Origin of the sequence: Phenylobacterium sp. (assembly GCF_041691455.1) — a bacterium.
In the GTDB taxonomy this organism is placed as follows: domain Bacteria; phylum Pseudomonadota; class Alphaproteobacteria; order Caulobacterales; family Caulobacteraceae; genus Phenylobacterium.
The window spans coordinates 69,783-93,723 of record NZ_JBEPUO010000006.1 but is presented as its reverse complement, the minus strand read 5'-3'; the positions used below and the strand labels follow the sequence as shown (position 1 = coordinate 93,723).

At 64.1% G+C, this 23,941-nt stretch carries 18 protein-coding genes; 5 read left to right on the top strand and 13 right to left on the bottom strand.

What is annotated here, in order from left to right; genetic code table 11:
* Positions 1–102: 102 nt before the first annotated feature.
* Complete coding sequence (locus ACESMY_RS11055; RefSeq protein WP_372784641.1) at positions 103–1,293, top strand: citrate synthase; 1,191 nt, start codon at positions 103–105, stop codon at positions 1,291–1,293.
* A 521-nt stretch (positions 1,294–1,814) separates the two neighbouring features.
* On the opposite strand, the gene ACESMY_RS11050 is transcribed toward ACESMY_RS11055, so the two are convergent.
* Positions 1,815–2,900: an alpha/beta fold hydrolase gene (locus ACESMY_RS11050; RefSeq protein ID WP_372784640.1), complete on the bottom strand. Its 1,086-nt coding sequence runs from the start codon at positions 2,898–2,900 to the stop codon at positions 1,815–1,817.
* A gap of 236 nt (positions 2,901–3,136) precedes the next feature.
* Here ACESMY_RS11050 and ACESMY_RS11045 point away from each other — a divergent pair, with 236 nt between their 5' ends.
* A complete protein-coding gene (locus ACESMY_RS11045) occupies positions 3,137–3,853 on the top strand; it encodes a transposase (protein ID WP_372784639.1) in 717 nt (238 codons plus the stop codon).
* A 246-nt stretch (positions 3,854–4,099) separates the two neighbouring features.
* Positions 4,100–4,609, top strand: a complete 510-nt coding sequence (gene gloA, locus ACESMY_RS11040) for a lactoylglutathione lyase (protein ID WP_372784638.1) — start codon at positions 4,100–4,102, stop codon at positions 4,607–4,609.
* Between the two features lie 9 nt (positions 4,610–4,618).
* Here the strand turns inward: gloA and ACESMY_RS11035 are convergent, their stop codons facing one another.
* The 4 genes from ACESMY_RS11035 to ACESMY_RS11020 form a co-directional block, all read right to left on the bottom strand.
* Positions 4,619–5,638 (bottom strand): alpha/beta hydrolase, encoded by a 1,020-nt coding sequence (locus ACESMY_RS11035; protein WP_372784637.1) that lies wholly within the window; start codon positions 5,636–5,638, stop codon positions 4,619–4,621.
* Positions 5,639–5,738: 100 nt separating this feature from the next.
* On the bottom strand, positions 5,739–6,545 hold the full coding sequence (locus ACESMY_RS11030) for an SDR family NAD(P)-dependent oxidoreductase (protein WP_372784636.1): 807 nt from the start codon (positions 6,543–6,545) through the stop codon (positions 5,739–5,741).
* 41 nt (positions 6,546–6,586) lie between these two features.
* Entirely contained in the window at positions 6,587–8,071 is a 1,485-nt protein-coding gene (locus tag ACESMY_RS11025; protein ID WP_372784635.1) for an MFS transporter, read from the bottom strand.
* Between the two features lie 78 nt (positions 8,072–8,149).
* A complete protein-coding gene (locus tag ACESMY_RS11020) occupies positions 8,150–9,697 on the bottom strand; it encodes a class I adenylate-forming enzyme family protein (protein WP_372784712.1) in 1,548 nt (515 codons plus the stop codon).
* A 378-nt stretch (positions 9,698–10,075) separates the two neighbouring features.
* On the opposite strand from ACESMY_RS11020, the gene ACESMY_RS11015 reads away from it, so the two are divergent.
* Positions 10,076–11,326, top strand: a complete 1,251-nt coding sequence (locus ACESMY_RS11015; RefSeq protein ID WP_372784634.1) for a TetR/AcrR family transcriptional regulator — start codon at positions 10,076–10,078, stop codon at positions 11,324–11,326.
* 33 nt (positions 11,327–11,359) lie between these two features.
* On the opposite strand, the gene ACESMY_RS11010 is transcribed toward ACESMY_RS11015, so the two are convergent.
* From ACESMY_RS11010 to ACESMY_RS10990, 5 genes are all read right to left on the bottom strand, one after another.
* Positions 11,360–12,268 (bottom strand): SDR family NAD(P)-dependent oxidoreductase, encoded by a 909-nt coding sequence (locus ACESMY_RS11010; RefSeq protein WP_372784633.1) that lies wholly within the window; start codon positions 12,266–12,268, stop codon positions 11,360–11,362.
* A 157-nt stretch (positions 12,269–12,425) separates the two neighbouring features.
* On the bottom strand, positions 12,426–15,005 hold the full coding sequence (locus ACESMY_RS11005; protein WP_372784632.1) for a TonB-dependent receptor: 2,580 nt from the start codon (positions 15,003–15,005) through the stop codon (positions 12,426–12,428).
* 393 nt (positions 15,006–15,398) lie between these two features.
* Positions 15,399–15,845, bottom strand: coding sequence for a cupin domain-containing protein (locus ACESMY_RS11000; protein ID WP_372784631.1), 447 nt, complete (start codon positions 15,843–15,845; stop codon positions 15,399–15,401).
* A gap of 29 nt (positions 15,846–15,874) precedes the next feature.
* Entirely contained in the window at positions 15,875–16,702 is an 828-nt protein-coding gene (locus ACESMY_RS10995; protein ID WP_372784630.1) for an SDR family NAD(P)-dependent oxidoreductase, read from the bottom strand.
* 50 nt (positions 16,703–16,752) lie between these two features.
* The gene (locus tag ACESMY_RS10990) at positions 16,753–17,796 is read right to left on the bottom strand and encodes a hypothetical protein (RefSeq protein WP_372784629.1); all 1,044 of its coding nucleotides are present in this window, start codon (positions 17,794–17,796) and stop codon (positions 16,753–16,755) included.
* 265 nt (positions 17,797–18,061) lie between these two features.
* Here ACESMY_RS10990 and ACESMY_RS10985 point away from each other — a divergent pair, with 265 nt between their 5' ends.
* Positions 18,062–20,032 carry a PQQ-binding-like beta-propeller repeat protein gene (locus ACESMY_RS10985; RefSeq protein WP_372784628.1) on the top strand — a complete coding sequence of 657 codons (1,971 nt, stop codon included), beginning with the start codon at positions 18,062–18,064 and terminating at the stop codon, positions 20,030–20,032.
* 157 nt (positions 20,033–20,189) lie between these two features.
* On the opposite strand, the gene ACESMY_RS10980 is transcribed toward ACESMY_RS10985, so the two are convergent.
* The 3 genes from ACESMY_RS10980 to ACESMY_RS10970 all read right to left on the bottom strand — a co-directional run bounded on the left by ACESMY_RS10980 (position 20,190) and on the right by ACESMY_RS10970 (position 23,909).
* Positions 20,190–20,369, bottom strand: a complete 180-nt coding sequence (locus ACESMY_RS10980; protein ID WP_372784627.1) for a hypothetical protein — start codon at positions 20,367–20,369, stop codon at positions 20,190–20,192.
* Between the two features lie 68 nt (positions 20,370–20,437).
* A complete protein-coding gene (locus tag ACESMY_RS10975) occupies positions 20,438–21,487 on the bottom strand; it encodes a serine hydrolase domain-containing protein (protein WP_372784626.1) in 1,050 nt (349 codons plus the stop codon).
* 268 nt (positions 21,488–21,755) lie between these two features.
* Positions 21,756–23,909, bottom strand: a complete 2,154-nt coding sequence (locus tag ACESMY_RS10970; protein WP_372784625.1) for a prolyl oligopeptidase family serine peptidase — start codon at positions 23,907–23,909, stop codon at positions 21,756–21,758.
* Positions 23,910–23,941 lie beyond the last annotated feature (32 nt).

Sequence of the window (23,941 nt, the reverse complement as noted above, 5' to 3'; positions counted from 1 at the left end):
TATTGTTGTACATGCGTATCACATGTGTCATGACGAGATTTGATCGACCCCGAAATTGGAGTCAATCTGGACAAAATTTCTCAATGTGAGAGACCGGACCTTGTGAGCGAAGACCTCTTCATGACGGCGGACGAAGCCGCCCTGGCCCTGGGCGTCAGTGTCACTACCGTCTACGCCTACGTCAGCCGCGGAATGATCCGGTCCCAAAGGGTGGCGGGATCCAAGTGCCGCAACTATTGGCGCGATGACGTGACGAAGATCGTGCACGGCGCCAAAGACTCAACGCCCGCCTCGGCCTTACCGAGCAACCTAGTCGAGTCAACCGCGATCACCCTGATCACGCCCCAAGGCCACTATTACCGCGGCCAGCCGGCGTTAGAGCTGGCTCGCACCGAAACCCTCGAATCCATTGCGGCCCTACTCTGGCAAGCGCCCGAAAGCGAGATTTTCACCGCTGATCTGCCTCAGGTGCCGACGGAGGGGCCCGGCGCGCAGATCGGCGACGATCTCACCCCGCTGCAGCGCGCCATCGCCATGTTGTTCAACGTCGAGCACGCCAACCCGCGCGCCTACGACCTGTCGCCAGCGGGATATCGCCGCTCCGGTGCGGACGTCTTAAGATGCGTCGCGGCGGCATGTCTTGGGTCAGAAGCGCCCAGTATCGCGCCCTTCCACGTCTTCGCCATCGAGACACTTGGCGCTTCAGAGCGGTATCTGGATGTCGTGCGACTTTTCGCGGTGCTGGCCGCCGATCATGAGCTCGATCCGACCACCTACGCGGTACGCGCCGCCGCCAATACTGGGGTGACGCCCTATGCGGCGGCCATTGCGGGGCTCGTGTCGTCGTCGGGGCGGCGGTTGACCTTCGGCCAGAGTTCTAGCGTTGCCCGCCTGCTCGACGAGATCGAATCTGAGGCCGATCCGCGCGATCCGGTCCTGCGCCGTATCCGCGAGGGCGAGCCGATGCCAGGTTTCGCGTCGAAGAACTATCCAAAGGGGGATCCGCGCGCCAAACTCCTGCTGGACGTCCTGCATGAGGCTGCAGGCGACGACGCCGATCTGCGCCGGTTCGACCGCGCGGCGCAGGCGGTGCATGAGGCGACGGGACGGCTGCCGGACTTTGTGCTTCCAGCCCAGATTCTCGCCCGGAAGATCGACCTGCGGCATAACCAGAGTGCGCTGCTGCGGATCGCACGGGTTGTGGGTTGGGTTGCCCACGCCATGGAACAATTCCACGAGCGTGACCTCGTCCGGCCCCATGCAGCCTACTCCGGTCCGCTGCCGGCTTTTTGATCTGCGCTAGACTCAGCATTCGGAAAAGCATGCCGGCTCGGCGAGACCGGGTGTGCAAGCGGAGTGGGCGCCTTCGCGGGGAACCGGCTGCAGGGGCTTTGGCCCTTCGTGACCCGTGCCGGCCCTTAAGGACACCGAAGCTGGGCGGAAGGCGCTCCGAAGCGCGCCGAGGGCAGAGCCCTAAGCCACCGCTAATCCAAGGAAGGCTGCAAGGAGCCTGCGCGACGGGCCCTGGCCTGGCGCTGCACGGCGGGACGCGCCGTCGAGCGGCCGCCGGCGCCGAAGGCGCCCGCAAGGGGCGGACCCGTAGGAGCCGCGGGAACCGCGGCGGGACCGAGCACGCCCGCCGGCCGCTCTCCGTTCACCTTTGGTGTTGCGGGGCAGGCTGTGCGAAAACTCTGTCCATCGGCAAGAGGCGTCCGACCGCTCAACGTGCCGTATGAGGCAGACAGCCCTTCACCGTTTTCGATCCACGGGTTCGTCCAGCTGATCGACTCGCGGGCCTCGCCGCTCAGCGGGCCCTAGTTCGTCCGTATGCCCAGCGCGCTCAGCTTCTCTTTCAGAGCCTCGCTGAAAGCCGCGTTGTGCGTGACCAAGGCTTGGTGCCCCGCGTCCGCAATGACCGCAAACGCCGTCTTCGGTGCCTTGATGCGGCGCGCCCAGGCGGCGGCCAGAGGGGCCGGTGTCGTCAGGTCGTCCGCACCGTCGATGACGATGACTGGCACCGCCAAGGACCCACCGAAGGTGTCCGGGTTGAAGGCCGCAAGGTCGCGCTCCAGCTGGGTGGCCTTGTAGGCCGAGCGGCCACGGGCCAGCGCCTGGACATCGGAGACGGTCCAGTTGGGCGCCGTGAAGGCCGCCTTGGTGCCCTCCGCCAAAGATACCTCGGGGCCTCGATAAGGGGCGGACGCTCGATAGGCCTTCTGGCCGGCCTCGGGTTTCCAGGGCGGCGGGCCGGCCTCACGCAGGTCGGCGAGTCCCTTCGCGTCACCAGCCGCCGTGGCCCGCTCCAGCAGGTGTTCGTAGACCCAGGCGTCGGAAACTGCCTGGGTCGCCGCGGCCTGCCCAGTCCCGACAAAGGCGGCGTAGTCTGAGGGACGGGCTTCAGCCATTTCCACCCCAAGCCGCGACCCCCAGGAGAATCCCAGCAGCACGATCCGGTCGCGGTGCAGATGCCGCCGCAGGTATTCGGTGACCGCGAGCCCATCGCTCACCATGGTCTTCAGATCCAGGGCCGGGTCGACCAGGCCGCCGGCGTGAGCCAGCGTCCTGCCGGCCCCGCGTTGATCCCACTGGACGACGACGAAGTCCGTTTCCATCGGCGCCATGCGCTGGATCAGATGACTTTGGGCCTGGCCCGGGCCGCCATGCAGGATCAACACGACCGGCTTTCTCCGGTCCTGCCCGCGGATCGTGATCCACTGATCCAGGCCGTTGATCGAAACGAATTCGGCCTCGTCAACACCGTTCGGAGCTCGGATGGCATATGCGTCGGCGTCATGAGCTTGCACTACTAGAGCCCGAGCGCCGCCGGTGCCGGCCGCGACGACGATTGCCACCGCCCCAAGCAAGAGTCCCACTTTCGTCAGCGATCGCGGCAGAGGCATCGGCGATTTACTCCTGTAATCCATCGATGAGATTACATCTGTAGATCGACCTGTAAAGGCACCGACATGGCAAAAGGGCTCGCCCACTTTCCGCCTTTCTCAAAAGCTCGGAAGGGCCCCCGAGATGCGCGATCCTAGCGCCTCAATGAAGTTCGCAGCCCGGAACAAAACCCGGTGCGCGCCAGCGAACAAGCTTAGAATCGGGACATCTTCTGAGCTACTGCGCCGAGGTGTCCGTGAGCTTCATCGAGGGATCCGCCCGGGACCAAGTCAGCCTGCTTCCATCATGCATTGACGACTATGTCGCGTCCGACGCGCTGGTCCGCGTCGTCGATGCTTTTGTCGCCAGCTTGAACCTGGCTGAACTCGGCTTCTGCCGCACCGTTGCCGCGCCCACCGGCCGCCCTGGGTTCCATCCAGCTGATATGCTGCGCCTCTACATCTGGGGCTACCCCAACCAGGTCCGGTCCTCGCGCCATCTGGAACGTGCTTGTGTTCGCGACCTCGAAGCGCTCTGGCTGATGCGCAAGCTCACGCCCGACTACCGGACCATCGCTTCTTTCCGGCACGACAATCCTGAGGCCATCGTCGCCGCCAGCGCGGCCTTAATCCAGTTCTGCCGGGAGGCCGGCCTAATCAGTGGTCGGTTGGTGGCGCTAGACGGTACCAAAATGCGCGCGGTTGCGAGCCCAAAGAACATCGCCGGCGCCGATCGCCTCGCCCGTGATGTCGCGCATACCGAAAAGGAGATCGCCTACTACCTCGACCGGCTCGACATCATGGATGAGGCGGTCGCTCAGGGTTTCGACGACCAGCCCAAACATCGGGCGGCGTTCACTGCAGCGATAGAGACCCTCGGCCGCCGAAAGGAACGGCTTACGCGCCGGCAGGAGATTCTTAAGGATCGCGATGAGACGGTTCGGCGCGCCTCGCGGCGCGCAAGTGTCTACTGAAGGAAATTGCGGACCTTCCGACGGCGCAAGGGGGCCCAGGCCAAAACCCGCCTCGCATAACACTTCAGCCTCCGCCGCTGCGATGGGTCATCGTCACCAGAAAGAAAGCCAAGCGAAGGCCCCAATTCGAACCAGCCCGGCTGACGCCAGGCTCGCATTGGATAGGCCAGTTCGTCGGATCCCAAGGTGCGATCTGGCGGCTAGTCCTACTCGACCGTAAAAATCCAGAACTCGAAGGAGTGACTGTTGTCCGATAACCTCAATCCAGTGCTCAACCAAACGATGCTTCGGGTGCGGGACCCCGAACCGTCCGTGGCCTTCTATCGAGACCTCTTGGGGATGACGCTGCTCGACCGTTATGACTTCCCTGCGATGCGCTTCTCGCTCTATTTCTTGGGCTACCCTTCGAGCCCGGGTCCCAGCGATCGCAGTGCGCGCGTGCAGTGGGTGTTCGAACAGCCGGCCCTTCTGGAGCTGACCCACAACTGGGGCACGGAAGCTGACCCTTACTTCGCGTATCACAATGGCAATACCGAGCCGCGCGGCTTTGGCCACATCGGGGTGTCCGTGCCAGACGTACACGCCACCTGCCGCCATCTTGAGGAGGCTGGCGTTGAGTTCGTCAAGCGTCCGGACGACGGGGCGATGAAGGGGCTGGCCTTTGTGAAAGACCCTGACGGCTATTGGATCGAAATCCTGTCCGGCAAGGGGATGCGCGACCTCATTCTGAGCCTTGAGGACCCTGCGTCAGCTTAGACTTGGCCGCTATTCGGTCTTGAGAAATCGGTCGAACCACTCGATCGCCAGCTTCACCACAGTGGCGCGTTCCGTAGAGTAGACAGCGTAGTGGGTCACCCCCGGCAGTACGCGCAGTTCCTTAGGCCCCTGCAAGCTGGCGTACGCTGCTTCCGCGGTTGGATTGCCGCCGTATTCCTCATTTTCGACCAGCACGATCAGCGTCGGGGCGATCACCTGGGCGGCGTCCAGAACCGGCGCATAGCGCTCGCCTTTGTGCCCGATGGGCGATCCGATCAGGCCTAAGATCGCCGAGGCGCGCGGAGCTGGGTAGCCGAGTTCACCCCGGGCCATGCGAGTGGCGGCGTCCCGTCCCGGCTGCTCCATGCCGGCTGCTGGGCGAGAATCGAATCCGCCGACCTGGCTCACGACAGCCCGCACGCGCGGGTCGTGAGCCGCCACATGCACCACGTGCCCGCCGGAATAGCTTGAGCCCCGGATGCCGATTCGACCGGTGTCGATCTGCGGCTCGCCCATCATCCAATCGAGGGCGGAGAACCAATCCTCGGCTTGTTCAAGCGGATTGACGTATTCCCTGAGCGGCTGAACGCGAGCCGTAAAGGGGGCAGCTTCGCCCAGTACATGAAGTGGTTCTGGGGCCAGCAGCACAACTGGCGAACCACTTTCTCCCCAGCCTCGGTAATCGAAAACCAAGACCAAATACCCGGCTCGAGCAATGTCTGCGGCGTCAGCGCGGAAGCTGGCCGCAACGCCGCCCCAACCATGCGCCATCACCACGCCTGGCAGCTTGTGCGCCGGCTCCGCAGCACTCGGCGTGAAAACCTCACCATGAAGGCGAATGCCGTCCGAGATGATGGTCACGGTGCGGAACGCAACGCCGGCCGGCGGCTGATACTCGGAGGCCAAGACCTGGCGAACCACGCGTGCAGGGTCGGGCTGAAGTTCTGGCGGCGATGCGGGTTGGTCGGCTACGTCCGCGGATGGTGGCTTCTCGCCAGCGGCCGGGATGGCCCCGATGGAATTGCTCATCGTTTTAAGGTTCCTTTCTGTGGGCCCGACGCCCCTCCCCGCACCATTCAAACCTTCAACGGCGACGGGAGGTGGAGCTCAAACTTCAACTCTTTGCGAATTACCGAGGTCCCCCGGCGGCGCCGGCCGTTTCCCCGCCATCAACTGGGATCAGGGCGCCGTTAATGAAGCGAGCCTCGTCGGAGGCCAGGAAGACCGCGAGGCTGGCGACGTCACTGACCTCTCCCCATCGCCCAAGCGGAACGGCGTGGACCACAAAGTCATCGTAGTCCGAACTGCTGAAGCCGGATCGCGACATGGCGGTCTTGAGATAGGTCGGGCAGATCGCGTTGGTGCGGATGTTGTCGACCCCATACTCCAGCGCCAGGCACCGGGTCAGGTTGGCCTGCGCAGCCTTGGCCATGTTGTACGGCGATTGGTAGAGGTGCCCGCGGAGCCCCGCCGTGGAGACGATGTTGATGATCGACCCGCCCTGACCCTGGGCGAGGAAAGCCTTCAGCGCTTCCTGGGCCGCGAACCATGTGCCCTTGCCCAGTACGCGCCAGCAGGCGTCCAGGTCGTCTTCGGTCAACTCGTGCATGCGGGTCCCACCACGATGCACGCCGGCATTGTTCACCAGCACGTCGAGGCGGCCGAAAGCCTTTGTGGCCTCGCCGATCAGTCCCTCAACCTGCGCCCGGTCGGTCACGTCGCAGGTACGGAAGACAGCCTTGCCACCCCGCTGCGCAATTAGGTCGGCGGTGGCCGTGCCAGCCTGGTCGTCGAAGTTGCCCGGCCTCGTCTCAGTCGTGAGATCTCCGACGACGACGCACGCGCCCCTAGCCGCGAGCGCTAAGGCAATCCCGCGACCCAAGCCCGTGCTGGCGCCGGTGACCACAGCAACCTTGCCGTCCAATGACAGGCTCATCTGGACCTCATTGTCCCTTAGGTGATGCGCGGCGGCCACTGCTAGTGCGGCCCTGCCACGTGGAGTCGCGGATCTTGCGTGACCAGCTCTGCAGCCGTGGCGTCGAGCGTCTCAAGGTTCGCAGCGTGCTTTGCGCGGGTGATCGTGTAGCCCGCCACCAGAGCGATCGCGATGGCGTTCAGCACGGCGAGTGCGCAGATGTCGACCAGGGCGAGCCGGCTGAGCACTTCAGGAGCCACGTGTCCGGGCTTTGCCCCCTGCGGAAAGTGCACCATGCTGAGCACGAAGGAGCCAGCCAGCAGACCCAGACCGGACACGCACTTGAGGAGGAATGCGTTGGCGGCGAACAGCACGCCCTCTGAGCGCCGGCCGGACTTCACCTGGTTGTCCTCCACGACGTCCGACATCATTGAAGCGGCGAGGATTGGAGGGACAATCGACAGCCCAACGGTGACGATCCCCATCACAAGCATCAAGGGGACCAAGAAGGCTGAATTGTTCTCCGGGAAGAACCCCAGGAGGCGCAGGATGAGGGTGGACGGACCAAGAATTGCCGAGATGATCGCCACGGTGATCAGCGCGCGCTTCTTCCCAAGACGTTTGGAAAGTCTCGGCGCGGCAACCATCGCCCCGAACGCTGAGACATAGCTGCCCAGGCCGAGCACAGCGATGTTCTGCGCGGGCAATTGCCAGAAGAAGGTGCTGAAGTAGGCTTGCAGCGCGAAGGTCACCCCGGCCGAGACGCCGCTGACGATGCCGAAGCCGAGCAGAACGGCCGCCGATTTATTTCCAAGCACTCCGCCGATTTCCCGCGCAACCTGGCCGAACGGAATCCGCGGGCGCGCGGGCGGCGTCTTGAGGTACGGGATGGCCGAATGGGTGCCGATTGACGACGACAGGATGCTGACGAACATCACGATGGCCGCGGCGATGGCGTAGGTATGATAGCCGTGCGGATTGAGCTGGCCGACAGGATGAGTGGCGTCCGGCCGCAGGAAAACCGCGAAGGCGAGCACATACATTGTGACGCCGCCAACCCATCCGAAGAGGTAGCGAAAGCTCATGTACGAGGTGCGTTCGTCGTAGTCGCGGTTGAGCTCGGGTCCGAGCGCCGCGCTGGGAATCTCGTAGACTGTGATGAAAGAGCGAACGAGGACCGTCGTCACGAACAGATAGGCCAGCAGGCTGAGATTGCCGAGATGAGCTGGCGGCATCCAGAGCAACAGGTAGCTGAGCGAAGCCGGAATCGCCGCAGCGTACATATAGGGGTGGCGGCGACCCCACCGACTGCGCGTATTGTCCGAGGCATACCCAATGAGCGGATCGACGACGGAGTCCACCACGAGCGCCAGGGCGAGGGCGGAACCCGCCCAACTCGCGGGCAGGCCCAGGACTTGGTTGTAGTAGAGCAGCAGCAAGACATTGAAGCCGTTGTCTTTGACTCCAAAGGCCAAGGACCCCGAGCCATAGAAGAGCTTCGTCAGGAACTGTGAACGAGCCGATTGTACCGGATGTACCGAAGCCATTTTCTCTCCCGCTGATCCCGCGCGACAAACCCTCTGGCGGAGTTTTTGCTATCCCGTGCGCGGTCGTTTCCTCGTCCGTCAGACCGTAGTCGGCGGCCTGTAGCTTTCGCGCAGCTCGCGCTTCAGAACCTTGCCGATGTGGCTCCGCGGGAGCGCAGTGCGGACGTCCACGGCGGAGAGCCGCTGGACCTTGCCCACGCGGCCGTTGACCCAGCTGCGAATGTCCTCGGCTTCCACCTGGACATCCGCCTTGAGCACCACGAACGCGACGGGGGTCTCCCCCCAAGCCTCTGAGGGGACACCGATGACGGCGGCTTCGGCCACAGCCGGGTGCTGGCTCAGCATGGCTTCGAGATCCGATGGGTAAACGTTGAAGCCGCCGGAGATGATCATGTCCTTCTTGCGGTCCATGAGGATCAGGAAGCCATCCTCGTCAAACCGGCCGATATCGCCGTTGCGGATATAGCTGCGGCCTTCGCTGTCGCGCCATGTCGCCTCCAGGGTCTTTTCCGGCTGATTGTGATAGCCGCTCATTGTGAGCGCGGAGGCTCCGACCACTTCACCGGCCTCCCCCAAAGGCACTTCGCGGCCCAAGTCGTCGATCAGCCGGACATCAATGTGCGGCCACGGCTTGCCGACCGTGTGCAGCTTGTCAGGCGTCTCGTGCGCGTAGAGCACGGTCCCCGCCCCGCCCTCGGTCATGCCGTAGTATTCTGTGAGCCCGCCCGGCCAGCGGGCGAGCACGTCGGCCTTCAGCGCCGCTGAGAAGGGGGCGCTGGTGCAGAACTTCATCACGAAGGCGGAGAGGTCGAAGCTATCGAAATCCGGCACGGCCATGATGCGCTGGTACTGCACCGGCACGAGCATGGCGTGTGTAACCCGCCAACGCGCGGCCAATTCGAGGAAACGGCGCGCCTCGAACTTCGCCATCAGCACCACGGTACTCCCGCCGCCAAGCGCCGGGAAGAGGCTGACTAAGGTGGTGTTGGAATAGAGCCCCGTCGAGATCAGAGCCACCGCGTGCGGGCCATAGCCGAATGGAGACCCGGGCGGGTCAAGGGGCGTGCGCATCATGTGCGGTTGGACTATGCCCTTGGGCGCGCCCGTGGTTCCGGACGAATAGATAATGTTGAAGGTCCAGTTGGGCTCGATCGCAATCGCCGCCGGCTTTGCTCCCTCTGCGACCATCCAGCCCCGGAAATCGTCGTCGAGCCGCACCTGCCGTGCCTGCGTTGGCGAGATGTCGTCGGCGAACAGCGCGGCCGTTTCGCGGTCAACAAACAGGAGCTTTGCGCCGCTGTCACGGACCATGGCGGCCAAGGTCTCGGCCGAAGCCGAAGGTGCGAGGGGCGCGACGGCGAGGCCGGCGCGCAAGGCGCCGCAGAACACTTCCACATAGGCGATCGAGGGGGAGGCGCAGATCGCAACCACCTCCTGCGCTCTGAGGCCCTGCGCCTGCAGAGTGGCGGCGATCCGATCCGTCGTGGCGTCCAGCTCGCCGTACGAAACGACCGACTCGTCTTGAATCAAAGCGACATGCTGCGGCCGCTCGGCCGCTCTGGCGCGCAGACGATCGGTCAGGCTGATGAAGACTGGCGGAGCGTCTGCGTCATCCAAATCCGGCATCCCCCTGGTTTTCGACCCGACTTCGTGACGCAACAACGACATGACGTTCGCCGTCAGCGCTCCGAACCACTCTCCCGACCCCTCGTCGGGCTGTCAAGTTGGACATACCATCACCTCAGCTTTTGATGGGGTGGATTCCACGCGTTCGCCAATTCGACCCTAAGCAATTCATCTCACGGCAGAAAATGGCATCTATGTGAATTCAATGCTTGCTGATCGCCATGCCACGCCCTCAAGATTGTACACGGCCGGCGATCCAGGCCTCGCTCGAAGGCGCAAGGCGTGCGTGGCGGACGAGCGTATGCGACGGCGCTTTACCGCACTTGCGGGCGGAGATCGCACCGCCGTAAGACAGGCTGTGTGAGGTTGGGGCAAGGCATGAACAGCGAAAGTGCTGCGTCGCAGGTCCGGCCGCCCGCCAAGTTCGAGCGGCGTAAGGCGGTGATCGTACGGGCGGCCGTCCAGGTGATGAACCGAAAAGGCGTCCGCAGCATGACGCTTGCCGAGGTCGCCGGCGAACTGAAGCTGGTGCCGACGGCGGTGAACTACTATTTCAAAGGCAAGGAAGACTTGGCGGCTGCCTGCTTTCTTGAAGCCATCCGTCACTATGACAATTTGCTGGCGAGCGCTGAGGCCGAACCTACGCCCCGGACTCGCCTGGCCCGGTTTCTTCGCGAGTTCGCTGAGCATCTGGCGGCGGTCGACGAAGGTCAAACCGATCCCGTCGCGACGTTCAACGACGTGCGTACCATCGACGATGTGGCGGTCGGAACGGCGTATGTGGACATGTTCCGCCGCTTCAGGCGCATGCTGGATCTGCAGGCCGGCACTGACGTTGAGCGCGTTCGGCGGAACGCCCGCACCCACCTGCTGATCTCCCAAGTGTTCTGGGCGGTGCTGTGGCTGCGGCAGTATGATCCTGCAGACTACGTGCGCATGGCCGACCGTATGTTCCACGTCTTCTGCACCGGTCTGGCGAAGTGCGAAGACGATTGGAAACCCCTGGACTTAGCCCTGTCTGACGATGACGACCGCACGAGCGGCGTGTCGCGCGGCGCGTTTCTCAGAGTGGCGACAGAAGAGATTAATGCGCACGGCTATCTGGGTGCTTCGGTCTCCCGGATATCGGCGCGGCTCAACGTCACAAAGGGGTCCTTCTATCACCACCACCAGGCCAAGGACGATCTGGTCAAGCAGTGCTTCGACCGGACCTTAGACATTATGCGCCAAGCGCAACTGGCCGCCGATGCAGCGACCGTAAGCGGCCTGGAGAACCTGGCGTCTTTGGCGTCATCAATGGTGGCTCGCGAGGTCTCAGGAGAAATCCCGCTGCTGCGGACCTCAGCGCTCACCGCCGTTCCGGAGGATATGCAGGCAGGCCTGGTGCGGCGCTTCAACGGAGTGTCGGCCCGCCTGTCGAGCGTGGTGAGCGACGGCATCGCAGACGGCTCTGTGATGGCGATTGACGCCAACGTGGCCGCCCAGATGATCACCGGCCTCATCAACGCGAGCGCAGAATTGCGGCACTGGGCGCCAGTGGACGCCTCCGTTGCCGTCGATATCTACGTGCGGCCGCTGTTCACCGGCCTTTGGGACGGAACGCCGGACGGCGACGGTGTGGCCGGGTGACCGGGCCACGGCGAACGGGGCGACTTCGTTCGCTCATATGCCCCCAGGCAGGCCGGCGGCTCCGGTCGTAGGGGTCGTCGAACTCTCCTGTCGCAGATCTGGACCCCAGGTGATCAGCGGGGGCTCTTCGGCTTTGAGGATTGGCATCAGTAGCGTCGCCAGATAGGCGGGCACGCCCTCGCCATAGAAGACATAGAAGCGGTCGTTCACGATGGCGTCCAACGTTGCTTCGGCGATCGCTTGCGCACTGACGCCCGCGCCTTGGAACGCATCCGAATTCTTGCGGAACTCTTCGTCGCTCCACTCCCGGTCGCTCCACGGTTGGTGACCGGCCGGGCGATTACGCCAGGAACGATGGATGTCGGTCGCGACCATCCCCGGACAGACCACCGAAACGCCTACCTGCGTGTTCGCGGCGATCAACTCTGAGCGCAGAGATTGGCTGATCGACAGGCAAGCCGCTTTGGAGGCGCAGTAGGGCGCGTGTTCCCCGATACCGACGAAGGCGGCGAGCGAGGCGGTGTTGACGATGTGGGCGGGCTCGCCCTGGTCGATGAGGATCTGGGTGAACGCCTTCACGCCGTGGACGACCCCCCAGAGATTGACGTCCAGCACCCAGCGCCAGTCGTCGAGCGACATCTTCCAGGTGGGGCCGGTGATGGAAACGCCGGCGTTGTTCACCAAGACGTGGACCTTACCGAACGCCTCCAACGTCCTTTGTGCCAGGAGTTCCACATCGGAATAGCTGGTCACGTCGGTACGGACGCCGAGCGCCTCGAATCCCCTGTCAGCCAGCGCCGCCACGGCGCCTGCGATGGCGTCTTCCTGAATGTCGGCGATGACGAGCTTCATGCCCTCCTGGCCGAACCGCTCGGCCATGGCCAAGCCGATCCCGCTCGCCCCCCCTGTGATCACCGCCACTTTTCCATCTACGTCACGCATGCGGGGCTCCTCACGACTTGCCACTCAGGGCGCTGAATTGATCGTACTCAACGCCTTGGCGGGTCGAGAACGGCGCACTACACGCGGCGCTTTAGTCCAGGCTTCAAAAGAGAGCGGCGCGCAGATGAGGAGGAAGCGCGCGCCGCCCATTGGGACCCTAGAACCGGTACTGCAACTCCGCCCCGAAGGTGCGCGGCTCAGCCAGTCTGTAGAAGCTCTGCGGCAGGGGTGCGTTTCCAGCCGTGATGCCGCCTGGACCGTAGTAGATATATTGGTTGGAATCCGTCACGTTGCGCGCGTAGGCGAGCGCCGTCCAATGTGAGTTTTCCGGCTGGTAGACCGCCCGCAGGTCGAGATTGGAATGGGAAGGCGCCAGGTATCTCGCCGTGTTGAATATCGAAGTGTACTGACCGTCGACCCAGGAGTACGTGGCGCTGAGGCTGAGTTTGCCGCTTGGAAGGTGGGCGACGTACTGCGGGATAACCGCGAACTTGTTCTTCGGCGATTGCGGGAGCGTATTGCCGTTCAAGTTGACGTGGTCGGTAGCATCGGCCGGATCGTGGATCAGGCCGCCCGGGCTCCTGGTGCTAAAATCGTCGAATTTGGAGTCTAGATACGAATAGACAAACGTGAAGTGGAGGTCTTCCAGCGGCGACCAGATCGACTCCAATTCGACCCCGAAGGAGTGGGCCTTCTGAGCGTTGGTCAGGGTGCCCTGATAGCGCACGCCGGGAACGCCGGTCACCGGGTTGACGAAGGGAACGCCGACGGTGAGCGGGATCTGGAGGTCTGTGTAGTCGTAGTAGTAGATGGCTGCATCCAACAGGAATGTGCTGCCCCAGGTCTTCTTGATCCCACCCTCGTAGTCGATCAGCTGTTCCGACTGGACGGTCGGCACCGGCACGATCGAGCCGAGATTGAAGCCGCCAGGCTTATAGCCCTTGGCGACACTGACGTAGCCGGTGAGGCTGTTGTCGGGGTGCCACTCGACGCCGAGCTTGCCCGTCCAGTCGCTGAAATCGAGGTGGGCGGATCCTGGCTGGCCGGCGGGTCCAGGGGTTACGTCCAGCCCATGCTGGCCCTGACCGAAGTCGCCGAAGAACCCGTTGAGATCGAACACCTCCCGGGTTAGCGCGGCCGATCCCCAGCGCTGATCCCAATTCTCCCGCAGCGAGGCGGTGAGATTGATCTGCGGCGTGACGCTGTAATCGACCTGTCCGTAGATTGCCTGGTTGTCGCTGCGCAGGTTGGTTTGTTGCGCATAGAAGATTCGCAATGGATTCGGGGCGGCCAAAGTGGCGCCCGGGGTCGCCGTCAAGATCGGCGATCCAATCGCTGCGCTTAGCGGGTCGCGATAGTCGAAGTCGGTCTTGTAACGCTCGGTGTAGATGTAGAGGCCTGCCACCCAGCGAAGGCGCTGGTCGTCAGCCGAGGTTAGGATGAACTGGTGGCTCGACCACTGCTTACGCTGCAGCGTATTAGCGGTATATTCTGAGGGAACCTGCCGCCCGCCAGGAGTCGTCAGGAATTTTCGGTTGGTCAGATCTGCGTCGGTCAGCTGGCGGAAGTCGTACTGATTGTATCCGCCGACGTACTTCAGCGTCGCCGCCTTGAGGTCCCAACTCGCGTTGATCGTGAAGGTGTGATCATTCGGAAGTCGCACAAACCCCACATCGTCTAAGCTGATCTTCCGCCGATCGGTGGCGGAAGGGTTGGAGGTCAGGCCGAACTGCGGATTAGGTACGAGACCCGCAAAGGCCGCGGTCGTATAATTCGCCGCGGTGCCGGTCAGATAGTCACTGGCGAGCGCACCGGCCGGCTCACCGAAGCCGTTCTGCAGCCCGTAAGGATTGCGAATGTTCTCGCTGAACCCCTGGTAGTGGAACCAGACGTTGATGTCCTTGCTGGCGTCCCATTCCAACTGGACCCCATAGAGGCGGGTCGTGCCGGTCCCCGGCTTTTCAGGACCGCCGACGTTGTCCATGACCCCCTTTTGGGTGTCGCTGCCTGCGTAGTCTAGGCGGTAGCGCAGGGCATCGGTGATCGGGCCGGAGATCGCAGCGTCGATGAACGCCGTTTCGCGCGAGTTGTAACCCGTGCGCAAGTCGCCATGAAGGCTCGTCGTCGGCCGCTTGGAATAGACGTTCACCGTCCCACCGACCGAGTTCCGTCCAAAAACGGACTGTGGTCCGCGCAACACCTCGATGCGGTCAGTCAGGAAGTCCGGCGAATTCAGATAGGCTGGCGAAGAGGTGTAGACCCCGTCGACGTGGACGGCGATCCCAGGATCCACGCCCTGGCCAGGTTCTTCGAAACGGCCAACACCGCGCACCGACAGGAACTCGCCCTGAAGGCTCATGCTGGGGGTGAGGTTGGCGATGTCGCGCCCGGTCGAGATGCCGAGAAGGTTGCGCCGCTCGTCCGTGAAGGCGGTGATCGCCAGCGGGGCGTTCTGGAGGGTGTCCGCGCGGCTGTTGGCCGTCACGACGACTTCGCTCACGGCGGCCGCCGAACCTGCGCGAGTGTCCTGTTGCGTCGGCGCCGTCGCGTAGGGATCCGACTTGGAACCGCCGCGGGTTTGCGTGCGCGATGTGTCGGCCTGTGCGGCCCGCGCCGCCGGCGTGCTGGCGGCGGGCGGGGCCGGAGCCGCCGACTGCGCGGCTGCGGCGCTCGTCCACATGATCACGCCGATCGCGCAAGAGCCCGCAAGAAGGCGTTTTGCCGAGATGGTACTCATTCTTGATCTCCCCCGCTTACGGCTTCGACGCTCACGAGGTTGCGCGAACGCCGGCCGCTATTTTTTCCAGGACGACTGCATGACGCAGGACCGCCCGTAGAATTCTGTCGGGAGAATGTCAGGAAGGCGCTCTGAGTCAATGCAGGTGATCAAAAATTTCAGGTCATAGTATGTTTCCGAGGCTGATGGCTGACGCCGCCGCTCCCGATATCTCGTCGGCGCCCACTCAAAGGGGAGCGCACGACGGTATCCATCGTTTCTGAGGTTGGGGTATGGCGATCACGCATGCCTTTCGCCAGCCGCGTGGCAGCAGCTATCGGTGCGGTTTAGCGCGACTGGTCAGCGACGAAATAGGCTTGGCCGGATACCGGAGCCTCGAACCTGCCCCCGAGGTTATGCCGGCGTCGGCGGCGTTGATTGGGCACGTATCTTCTCGAGTTCCTCCCACCCCAGGTAGCTGGTGAATTGATCGTCGTTGAAGAACAGCAAGGGGCCGTTGCAGATAAAGAGATACTCCGTGTCCTCCAGCGCTTCGGTTGCGCCATGGAGAACGCCGTTCGGCTCATAGACGTAGTCACCGGTCTCGAGGATTCCATCGCGCACCTTCAGCCGGCCGTGCAGGATGTAGGTATGGGACGCCGACAGATGCTTATGCGGCTCTGCGATGTAGCCCTTCTTCCACCGGAACACGGTCGCCCAGCTCCCGCTTTCTGAGCCGGTCCAGAGGATGCGCATCCACGCCGCCCCTGGTGAGGTTTCGATCCAGGGCGCGTCCTTCGCCTTGAACAGCGAGTCCTGCAGATCCTGATGAAACGGGCGGATTTCTTGTGACAGAGGCATGGGGGTTCCGATCGTGAGGTTGGCAAGACTCAGGTGGGCGATCCGGGACTGAGGTCTTCGAAGTTGGTCCGGCCGCCCGCGATCATCCCACCGTCGATGGCCAGGTCCTGGCCGGTGACGAACCGGCTGTCGTCGCTGGCGAGGTAGAGGGCGCCCAGCGCGATGTCCCGAGGCAGGCCCGAGGTGTGCAGCGCGTTCGCCTTGGCGAGATTGGCCTGCATGCGGGCCATCTTTCCCTCGACTTTGATAGATTCCATGGTCGCGGCGACGTCGGATCCGCCGAAGAAGATCGGCGTGGCGATCGCGCCCGGAGAGATGGTGTTGACGCGGATGTTGTGGGTCCCGAGCTGCACGGCGGCGATGCGTCCGGCATGCACCACGGCGGCCTTGGCGATCGAGTAAAGATAGCCGCCCATGTGGCTGCGGTGAGCCGCTACCGAAGCGTTGGAAATGATCGATCCCCCGCCCTGCTTTCGCATCACCGGGGTGGCGTATTTGATCCCGAACAGGACGCTACCGAGCAGCAGGTTCATCGCGTATTCGAAGTCTGTCTGGGTGATCGAGTCCGGTTCGCCCGCAGTGGGACCGCCGGCATTGTTGAAGAGCACGTCCATGCGCCCGAAGTGCGCCACCGCCGCATCGACCGAGGCCTTTACATCCTCTTCGCGCGACACGTCGGCTCGAAAGAAGCGCGCCTTGTCGCCAAGCGCGGCTTGCATACGCGCACCCTTCTCCCGGTTGCGCCCGGTGAACACAACAGACGCACCTTCGGCCACGAACAATTCGGTCGTCGCCTCGCCAATCCCGCTCGTGCCGCCCGTGATCAGCGCGACCTTGCCTTCTAGACGTTGGGGCATGTCAGTCCTTCATTGAGCAGTTGCGGCTGGTTCTCAGTTTGCAAGCGCGCTTAGGGGGTGTGTAGCGGGTAGTGATCCTCATAACGTCCCACGTGGCACTGGTAGCCTTCCGGTGGTGGCGTCAGCTGGAAGCTCTCGCGACTTGAACCCTTCGGATGCGACGCCAAGGTCTTAAGCGCCCAGGCGTTGAACGCCTGGGCATTTACCTGGGGCCACATGTGGCCATGGGTGGCGCTACAAGCGACCTGCACAACGTTCGGCTGGGCGCTGAAGTAGTTCGAAGCGGCTTGCGTGGTCGGACGATAGTCCGAACAGAGGCCGATCGGTGGCCCGCAATCCCAAAGATCCTTCTCGCCCCCCCAGACCGTAATCACCACCATCGCACCTAGTCGCTTCGGTAAGGGATACGGCCCGACGCGACCTTGGAAAATCTTCTTCGGACTAGCGGCTACGAGACCCCGCGCCTCCTCGAAGCCGAGCCCCACGCCGTCGTCCTTGGTGACGTACCACTCGCCCGAAATTGGCATCCCGCCCGCCCAGAAGTCGGAGTCGAACAGGAGCGCTCGGTTGGTCATCGTACCGCCCGCGGAAATCCCGCCGATGTAGAACCGCGTCGGATCAAGCTTCCACACCGTGCCGACGCAGCGGATCGCGGCCCGGAAGAAACTGGCGTCCGGTCCCGCATCCCGTTTCCAGCGGTCGCCGCTCGCGTCTGGCGCACGCCCCTCGTTCCAGGGCTTCCAGGTCCAGCCCCCCGATCCCAGACCGTCGCAGCGGTTCCCGCGATAGGCAGCGTCGCCCTCGGCGCATTGGCGAACGGGCCCGATCACCATGAACCCTTGCTTGGCCATCAATGCGTTAGCGCCACTACGTGGGGAGGTGAGGTTCTGGTTGGTCGATTCCACGGTGCCAGTGAGCGGCACCCATACGGGTGCAGGTCCGCCGCCCTCGCTTGGCGGATAGACCCAGAAGGAACGCTTCAGCCCGTCGTGGGGAAAATCGACGTTCAGCCCCTCATGGACCTGGTAGCCGTGTGGACATTCCCAACGCACTGGCGCTGCGGGTCCGGCATGCGTGAGCGCCATCGCAAGCATTGCGCCAATCACTCGGACCTCCTCTGACAGGCGTCGCGCAAACTGGCGTATCGCCGTCGAGCCTTAGAAATCATACATCCACGGGGTCCGCGTCAAGGGCGATATGCTGCATCTTTCCCGCTTGGGCATTGCCGTATGACAATTTATCTCTTTGAATTAACAAACTTCGCCTGAAATAATTTCACGTTCGGGTATGGTCTTGACTTGACCGAACTCGAGCTGTCCGCAAAGTTCGCCCGCGCCTTTCAGGTCAGGATCTCCTTCGATGCTCAATTCAATCGCCTTTTCCATGGCCCGCGCCGGACGAGTTCGCAGCGCGCAGTCGTGCAGTCGTAGCCGGGTGGGCGAAGTGGCGCTCCTCATGGCGGTCGCCTGGTTCGCCCTCATGCCCGTGGGCGCTTCTGCGCAGTCGACAGAGGCGCCTGGCGCGTCGATCTACAAAGTCGCCTGCGCGATGTGTCACGAGCAATCCGGATCGACCCGTGCGCCTTCGACGGATGCTTTGCGGAAGTTGCCGGCGGCGACCCTCAATTTCGCGCTGACCCAAGGAAAAATGAAGGCGCAGGGAGCCGGACTTACCGAAGCGCAAAGAACTCAGCTCGTGATCTATCTCACAGGCGGCAATGCCCCTCTGGCCAAGGACGAGTGGTCGGCGCGCATGGCCTGCCCCACGGGCCGCCCAGCAGTCGATGTAAACGCCACGGCTCCGGTTTCGACGTTTGGCTATGACCTGCGGAACACCCGCAATCTCTCAGCGGCCCACTCCGGCCTGACCAAGGCGCAGCTCTCCAACATGGAGCTCGCATGGTCCATCGCCATTCCCGGCGGCGCCACCATGCGCTCGCAACCCGCGATCGTGGGTGCGACCCTCTTCATGCCAGCGCCGGATGCGGGCGCTCTCTACGCCATCGACGTCTCGCAGCCCCGCAAGCCTTGTGTGAAATGGACCTACCGCACGCAGGGCAATGTACCCCTGCGGACGAGCGCGGCGTACGGCGTTCTCGCGGACGGCCGGGGTGTGATCGCAATCGCCGGATCCGATACGACCTTGCACGTGATCGACGCCCGCACCGGGCAGGCCATCTGGACCCGGAAACTCGGCGTCTACAGCTATTCGCTCATCACCGGCACGCCCGTGGTGCTGAAGGATCGCATCATCGTGCCGGTATCGCAGTACGAGGTGGCCGTTGCGGTTTCGAACGACGTTCAGTGCTGCACCAACCACGGCTATGTGCTGTCACTCGACCCAAAATCCGGCGCACAGCAATGGCGCTATGACACCATGCCCGACGCCCGCCCCCTGCGCGACAGAGGCGACGGGAAGATGCTCTACGGACCCTCCGGCGCACCCATCTGGAACTCACCGGCGATCGATCTCAAGCGGCGGTTGGTCTACATTGGCACCGGCGAGTCCAACTCGCCCCCGGTGGAGAGAACCACCGATGCCATCGTGGCGATCGGCCTCGATGACGGGAAAGCGCGGTGGGTCCGTCAAGGCACGGACCGAGATGTCTACGTGGAAGGCTGTGGGCTCACGCCCGGCCCAAAAAAACTCAACTGCGTCTCAGACACGGTCTATCGCGACGCCGATTTCGGGGGGTCTGCGGTTCTTGGCGCCGCTGACGGCAAGCGGCCCGCCGTCTTCGCAGGCCAGAAATCGGGCACGGTCTGGGCGCTGGATCCAGAAAGTGGCCAGGTGATCTGGCGCCGGGCGTTGGGCACCGGCGGTCCGCTTGGCGGGGTTCACTGGGGGATCGCCTACGATGGGAAGACCGTCTACGCGCCGATCAGCATGGTCGGCGAGCAACGCGCTGACGAGCCCGTCGACGTGTCAGCTCTAAGCTCGGGCCTGTACGCTCTGGATCCCGCGACAGGCGCCACAAAATGGAGCTTCGCAACCACGCCTGGCTGTGCGCCCGGACGCGCCCAGGTCATCCCTTCGTGTGTCTGGCTCTATGGGTTTTCGTCGGTCCCGAGCGTCATCGACGGGACCGTTATCCAAGGGGGCGTCGATGGCTTTCTCTATGTCCTTGATGGGCGGAATGGGCGGCTTCTGTGGAAGTTCGACACGGCCCAAACCTTCACCGGCATCAACGGTGTCGCCGGCAAAGGCGGCTCAATCGATGCCGGCGGCGTCATGGCGGGGCACGGCATGCTGTTCGTGACCTCGGGATATGGATTGTATGGGGAAACGCCGGGAAACGTATTGTTGGCGTTCGCCCCGAAGGAGAAGTGACGAGCCGCGATTACTGGGCAGGGGACAATTCCAGCCAGCGCCAAACTAGGGCTTCGCCGCCGCCAAGCTCCGCCTGCAACCCCACCCGCCGCGCCGCGAAGTCCGAGCGTAAGGATGCTCACCAGCATCGGCTACACGATGATCGGAGGCACATTCTTCAAATCGGCCGCAGAACCGCGGACGCCACGTCGGCTGAGGTCACCGAGGCCAAGGCCCGCAGGCGGCTTGCGCAGAGTTCGGCTTCGCGGCGGCTGGCGACGAACGCGGCTTCAATCGTTAGGCCAGATGAACTCCCCGACGAGTTGAGTATGCTCGGCGTCAGGTCGAGCAGCGCCATCACGCCGACGACGCGACTGAGATCGCAGATTCCCCCGTGCGTCTCGATACGAGCGGTGAAACTGTGCCTCATAGCTCGGCGAGGCCCGCGGTTCTCAGCGACGTCTGGATTTCGGCCGGCGCGGCGATAAACGCTGGCGTCGGCTTCGCGCCGCCATCCGAATTGATGATCATCGCGATCGACAGGCCCGCGTCCCGCAAGGTCTCCAGGTTGGAGGCGAACCCCTGGATATTGCCGCCGTGGGACGCGGCGCGGTGGCCTTCGATCGGACTGACGCCGATGCCGAAGCCGTAGCGGACGGTCGTCGCCTCGCCCTTGCGGTCCTTCTGCGTGGGCAGCGAACCGTCGTTGAGCGTCACCGGAGTCAGCATGGCGCTCAGCATGGCCGGCTGCAGCACCCGGCCGCCCAGTAGGGCGGCGTGCCAGGCGCAGAGATCCTCGCAGGTCGATCGGATGGCGCCGGCGCCGGCGGGGTAGGTCATCGAGGTGAAGGAGGCGTTGTCGAAACCGCTCGGCGCGGCGGGATCATTACTGTAGCCGGCGGCGCGCCGGGGCACGATCTCGGTGACGGAATCGACGGCGGTGCGGGTCAGTCCTAGCGGGGCGAACAGGCGGGTCTGGAGCACATCGCGGTAGGGACGGTCGGTGGCCTTTTCGATCACCAGGCCCAGCAGGACGAACCCGGTGTTGGAATAGCGATAGTCGGTGCCCGGCTCGAAGATCAGCTTGGCGCTGGAGGCGCGCATCAGGTCGAGAATTTCAGCAGAACTGCGGTCGGTTCGGGACTGCTGCCAGACCAGTTCGGGCGGCGTTGTCGCCGTGTAGTTGCCGAGACCCGCGGTGTGGCTGAGCATCCGATGCAGGGTTAGTCGCTCGGCGTTCGGAAAGTCTGGGAAAAACCGTGACAACTTGTCGTCGAGCGAGAGTTTGCCGTCCTGCGCGAGCAGCAGGACAGCGGCGGCCGTGAACTGCTTGCTGACCGAGCCGATCCGGCAGACGGAGGTCGGGGTCATCGGCATCCCCCACTCCAGGTCCGCCTTGCCGAACCCCTCCGAGAAGACAACCTTCCCGTGGTGCGACACGCAAACCTGCAGCCCTGGGGTCAGGCGCTCTGCCACGACCCTGTTCGCGGTCGCCCGGACCTTGGACCAGGTTCCCGCGGACTTGACCCCCTTGACCTTCGCCGCCGCAACGGCTGACCCGGCTGTTAGCGCCAGCAGACCCCCTAGCGAGGCGCGTCGGCTCAGTTCCATGATGATCTTCCCGCGAGAACTATTGAAACGACAGCTTGAACGCCATCCGCACTTTGTTGCAATAGAAACTTTTTCCGATTTGGCAAATTCAACCGACCACCGCCTGGGCGATGCGATCGGCTTGCGCTGTGTCCTACTTGGCCGTTGCTGCGCCGAGCTTCCGGGCGAGGTACTCTGCGGTCGCCGCGTCGGCCTTCAGCCAGGAGCCGTAGCGCAGGAAACCGTGGATCTCGTCGGGAATCACCAGTTCCTCGAAGTCGACGCCCTCGGCCTGCAGCCGCCGCGCCAGGTCGATAGTCTCGGCGAAGCGGACATTGCGGTCGTCGTCGCCCTGTATCAGCAGCACCGGCGAGGTCCAGGTGGCGATGTCGGCGTCCGGCGAGGCCTTGAAGGCCGTCTCCATGGCCGCCGCCAGGTCGCCCACCTCATAGCGGTCCGTGCGCCCGCCGGTCTGGCGGCCCAGAGAGCGCGACCAGTCGTGGACGCCGTGAAAATCGACGCCAGCCTTGAAGAGGTCGGAGTTACGGGCCAGGCCCAGTGCCGTCAGCAGGCCGCCGTAGGAGCCGCCCCAGATGCCGATCCGCATGGGGGCAACACCGGGAACGGACTGTAAGAACCGCCCGCCGGAGACGACGTCCTGGTACTCCGAGGAGCCGGCCATCCCGCCGTGCTCGGCGTGCTGGAAGTCCCAGCCGTAGCCGATGCCCAGGCGGTAGTTCACCGACAGCACCGTGAAGCCGTGGGCGGCGAGGTACTGGTTCATCGCGTAGCTGTTCGAATAGTAGTCCATGTAGGACCAGCCCAGCATCATCTGGCGCGGTGGTCCGCCATGGACGAAGATCACGCCGGCGGTGTTCTTCGCGCCAGGCGCCTGGAACAGTTGTCCCTCGATGGTCAGGCCGTCCGGCGCCTTCCAGCTCACCTTTGTCGGAATCACGAACCGGGCGCCGGGGAACTTCGGATCAGGCGCCTGGCCAGCCAGCTCGCGGCGGCCGGACCCGGTGAAGGCCACCACATCCACCGCCGGCGGACGGCGCGCGTCGGCCGCGATGAACGCCACGCCGGTCGAAAGCGCCGCCGGGCTCCACTCCAGCGTCGTCCCCTGGCTGAGCGCGATCGGCGGCCCGCCCTCGGCGGAGACGCGGTAGAGGTGGCGACGCTGGTTGTCGTCCTCCAGCGCCCCCGTGTTGGCAGAATAGATCAGGGTCTTGCCGTCGCCGCTGGCGGTGATGTGCTCGGCCATGAAGGCGCCGGGCGTCAGCAGTTTCGCTTCGCCGCCGCTCGCCGCCACCGAGTAGAGGTGCGGCCAGTTGTCAGCCTCCGACAGGAACGTCAGCCGCTCGTTGCCGGCCCAATGCAGATTGGCCTGGCCTTCGAAGTCCGGGTAGGAGCCGCGCAGAGTGTCCGGGCTCTTCCAGACTTGGCGCGCCGCCGCCGTCGCCACATCGCCGGTCCAGATCGACCACGGCCTGGGCTGGCGAATGAGGATCGGTTCCGGCGCGCCGCCCCGGCCCGGCTGGCGCGTGAACGCCAACCGCTTGCCGTCCGGCGACCAGACCGGGTCGCGGTCGATGCCGGTGGAAGGCGCCAGCCATTCGATCGGCTGGTCCGCACCGGCAAAGACCCCGACAAACGCGTGGTCCCCGTCGCGCATCGACGAGAAGGCGAGCCTCGAGCCGTCTGTAGACCAGGTCAACTCGCTGTCCTTGCCGCGGTCGAAGAACAGCTTCTTCGCGCCTGTTCCGTCGAGCTTGGCGGTCCAGACCGCGCCGTCTTTTACATAGGCGAGATCGCCCTTGGAGGAGACCGCGGGGGCATCGCCCTCGACGATCTTCGCCGCCGGCTTCATGCCCTCCGGATCCGCCAGCCAAAGCGTGACTTTGGGTTCCGTAGCGCTGGAGGTCGGGTCAGGCGCCAGGTTTCCGGCGGCCGGCCAGTTCCCGTCGTGGTCGCCGCCACGGACGAACACCAGGACCTTGCCGTCGTCGGAAAACGTGAGTTGGGTGAGTTCCTGACCGTCGTCGTCGGTGAATTGGGTCGTCTGCCTGGGCATGAAGGCTGGCGCTTCCGCCACCCAGACGTTGCGCACGCCCTTGACGTCCCGCACCCAGGCGAGGCGGTCGGCATGCCGCGCGCTGACCAGCCCGACCACGAAGGGATAGGTCAACAGGTCGGGGATGGAGAACCCGTCCGCCGCCCGAGCCACGCCCGCGCCCGCGCCCGCGCCCGCGCACAGCAGGGTCGCCGCGCCGGCCACCCCCGTCAAAAGCTTCTGGCAGTTCCGCATCCCCGGCCCCTTCGATTGTCCGCCCAACGCCC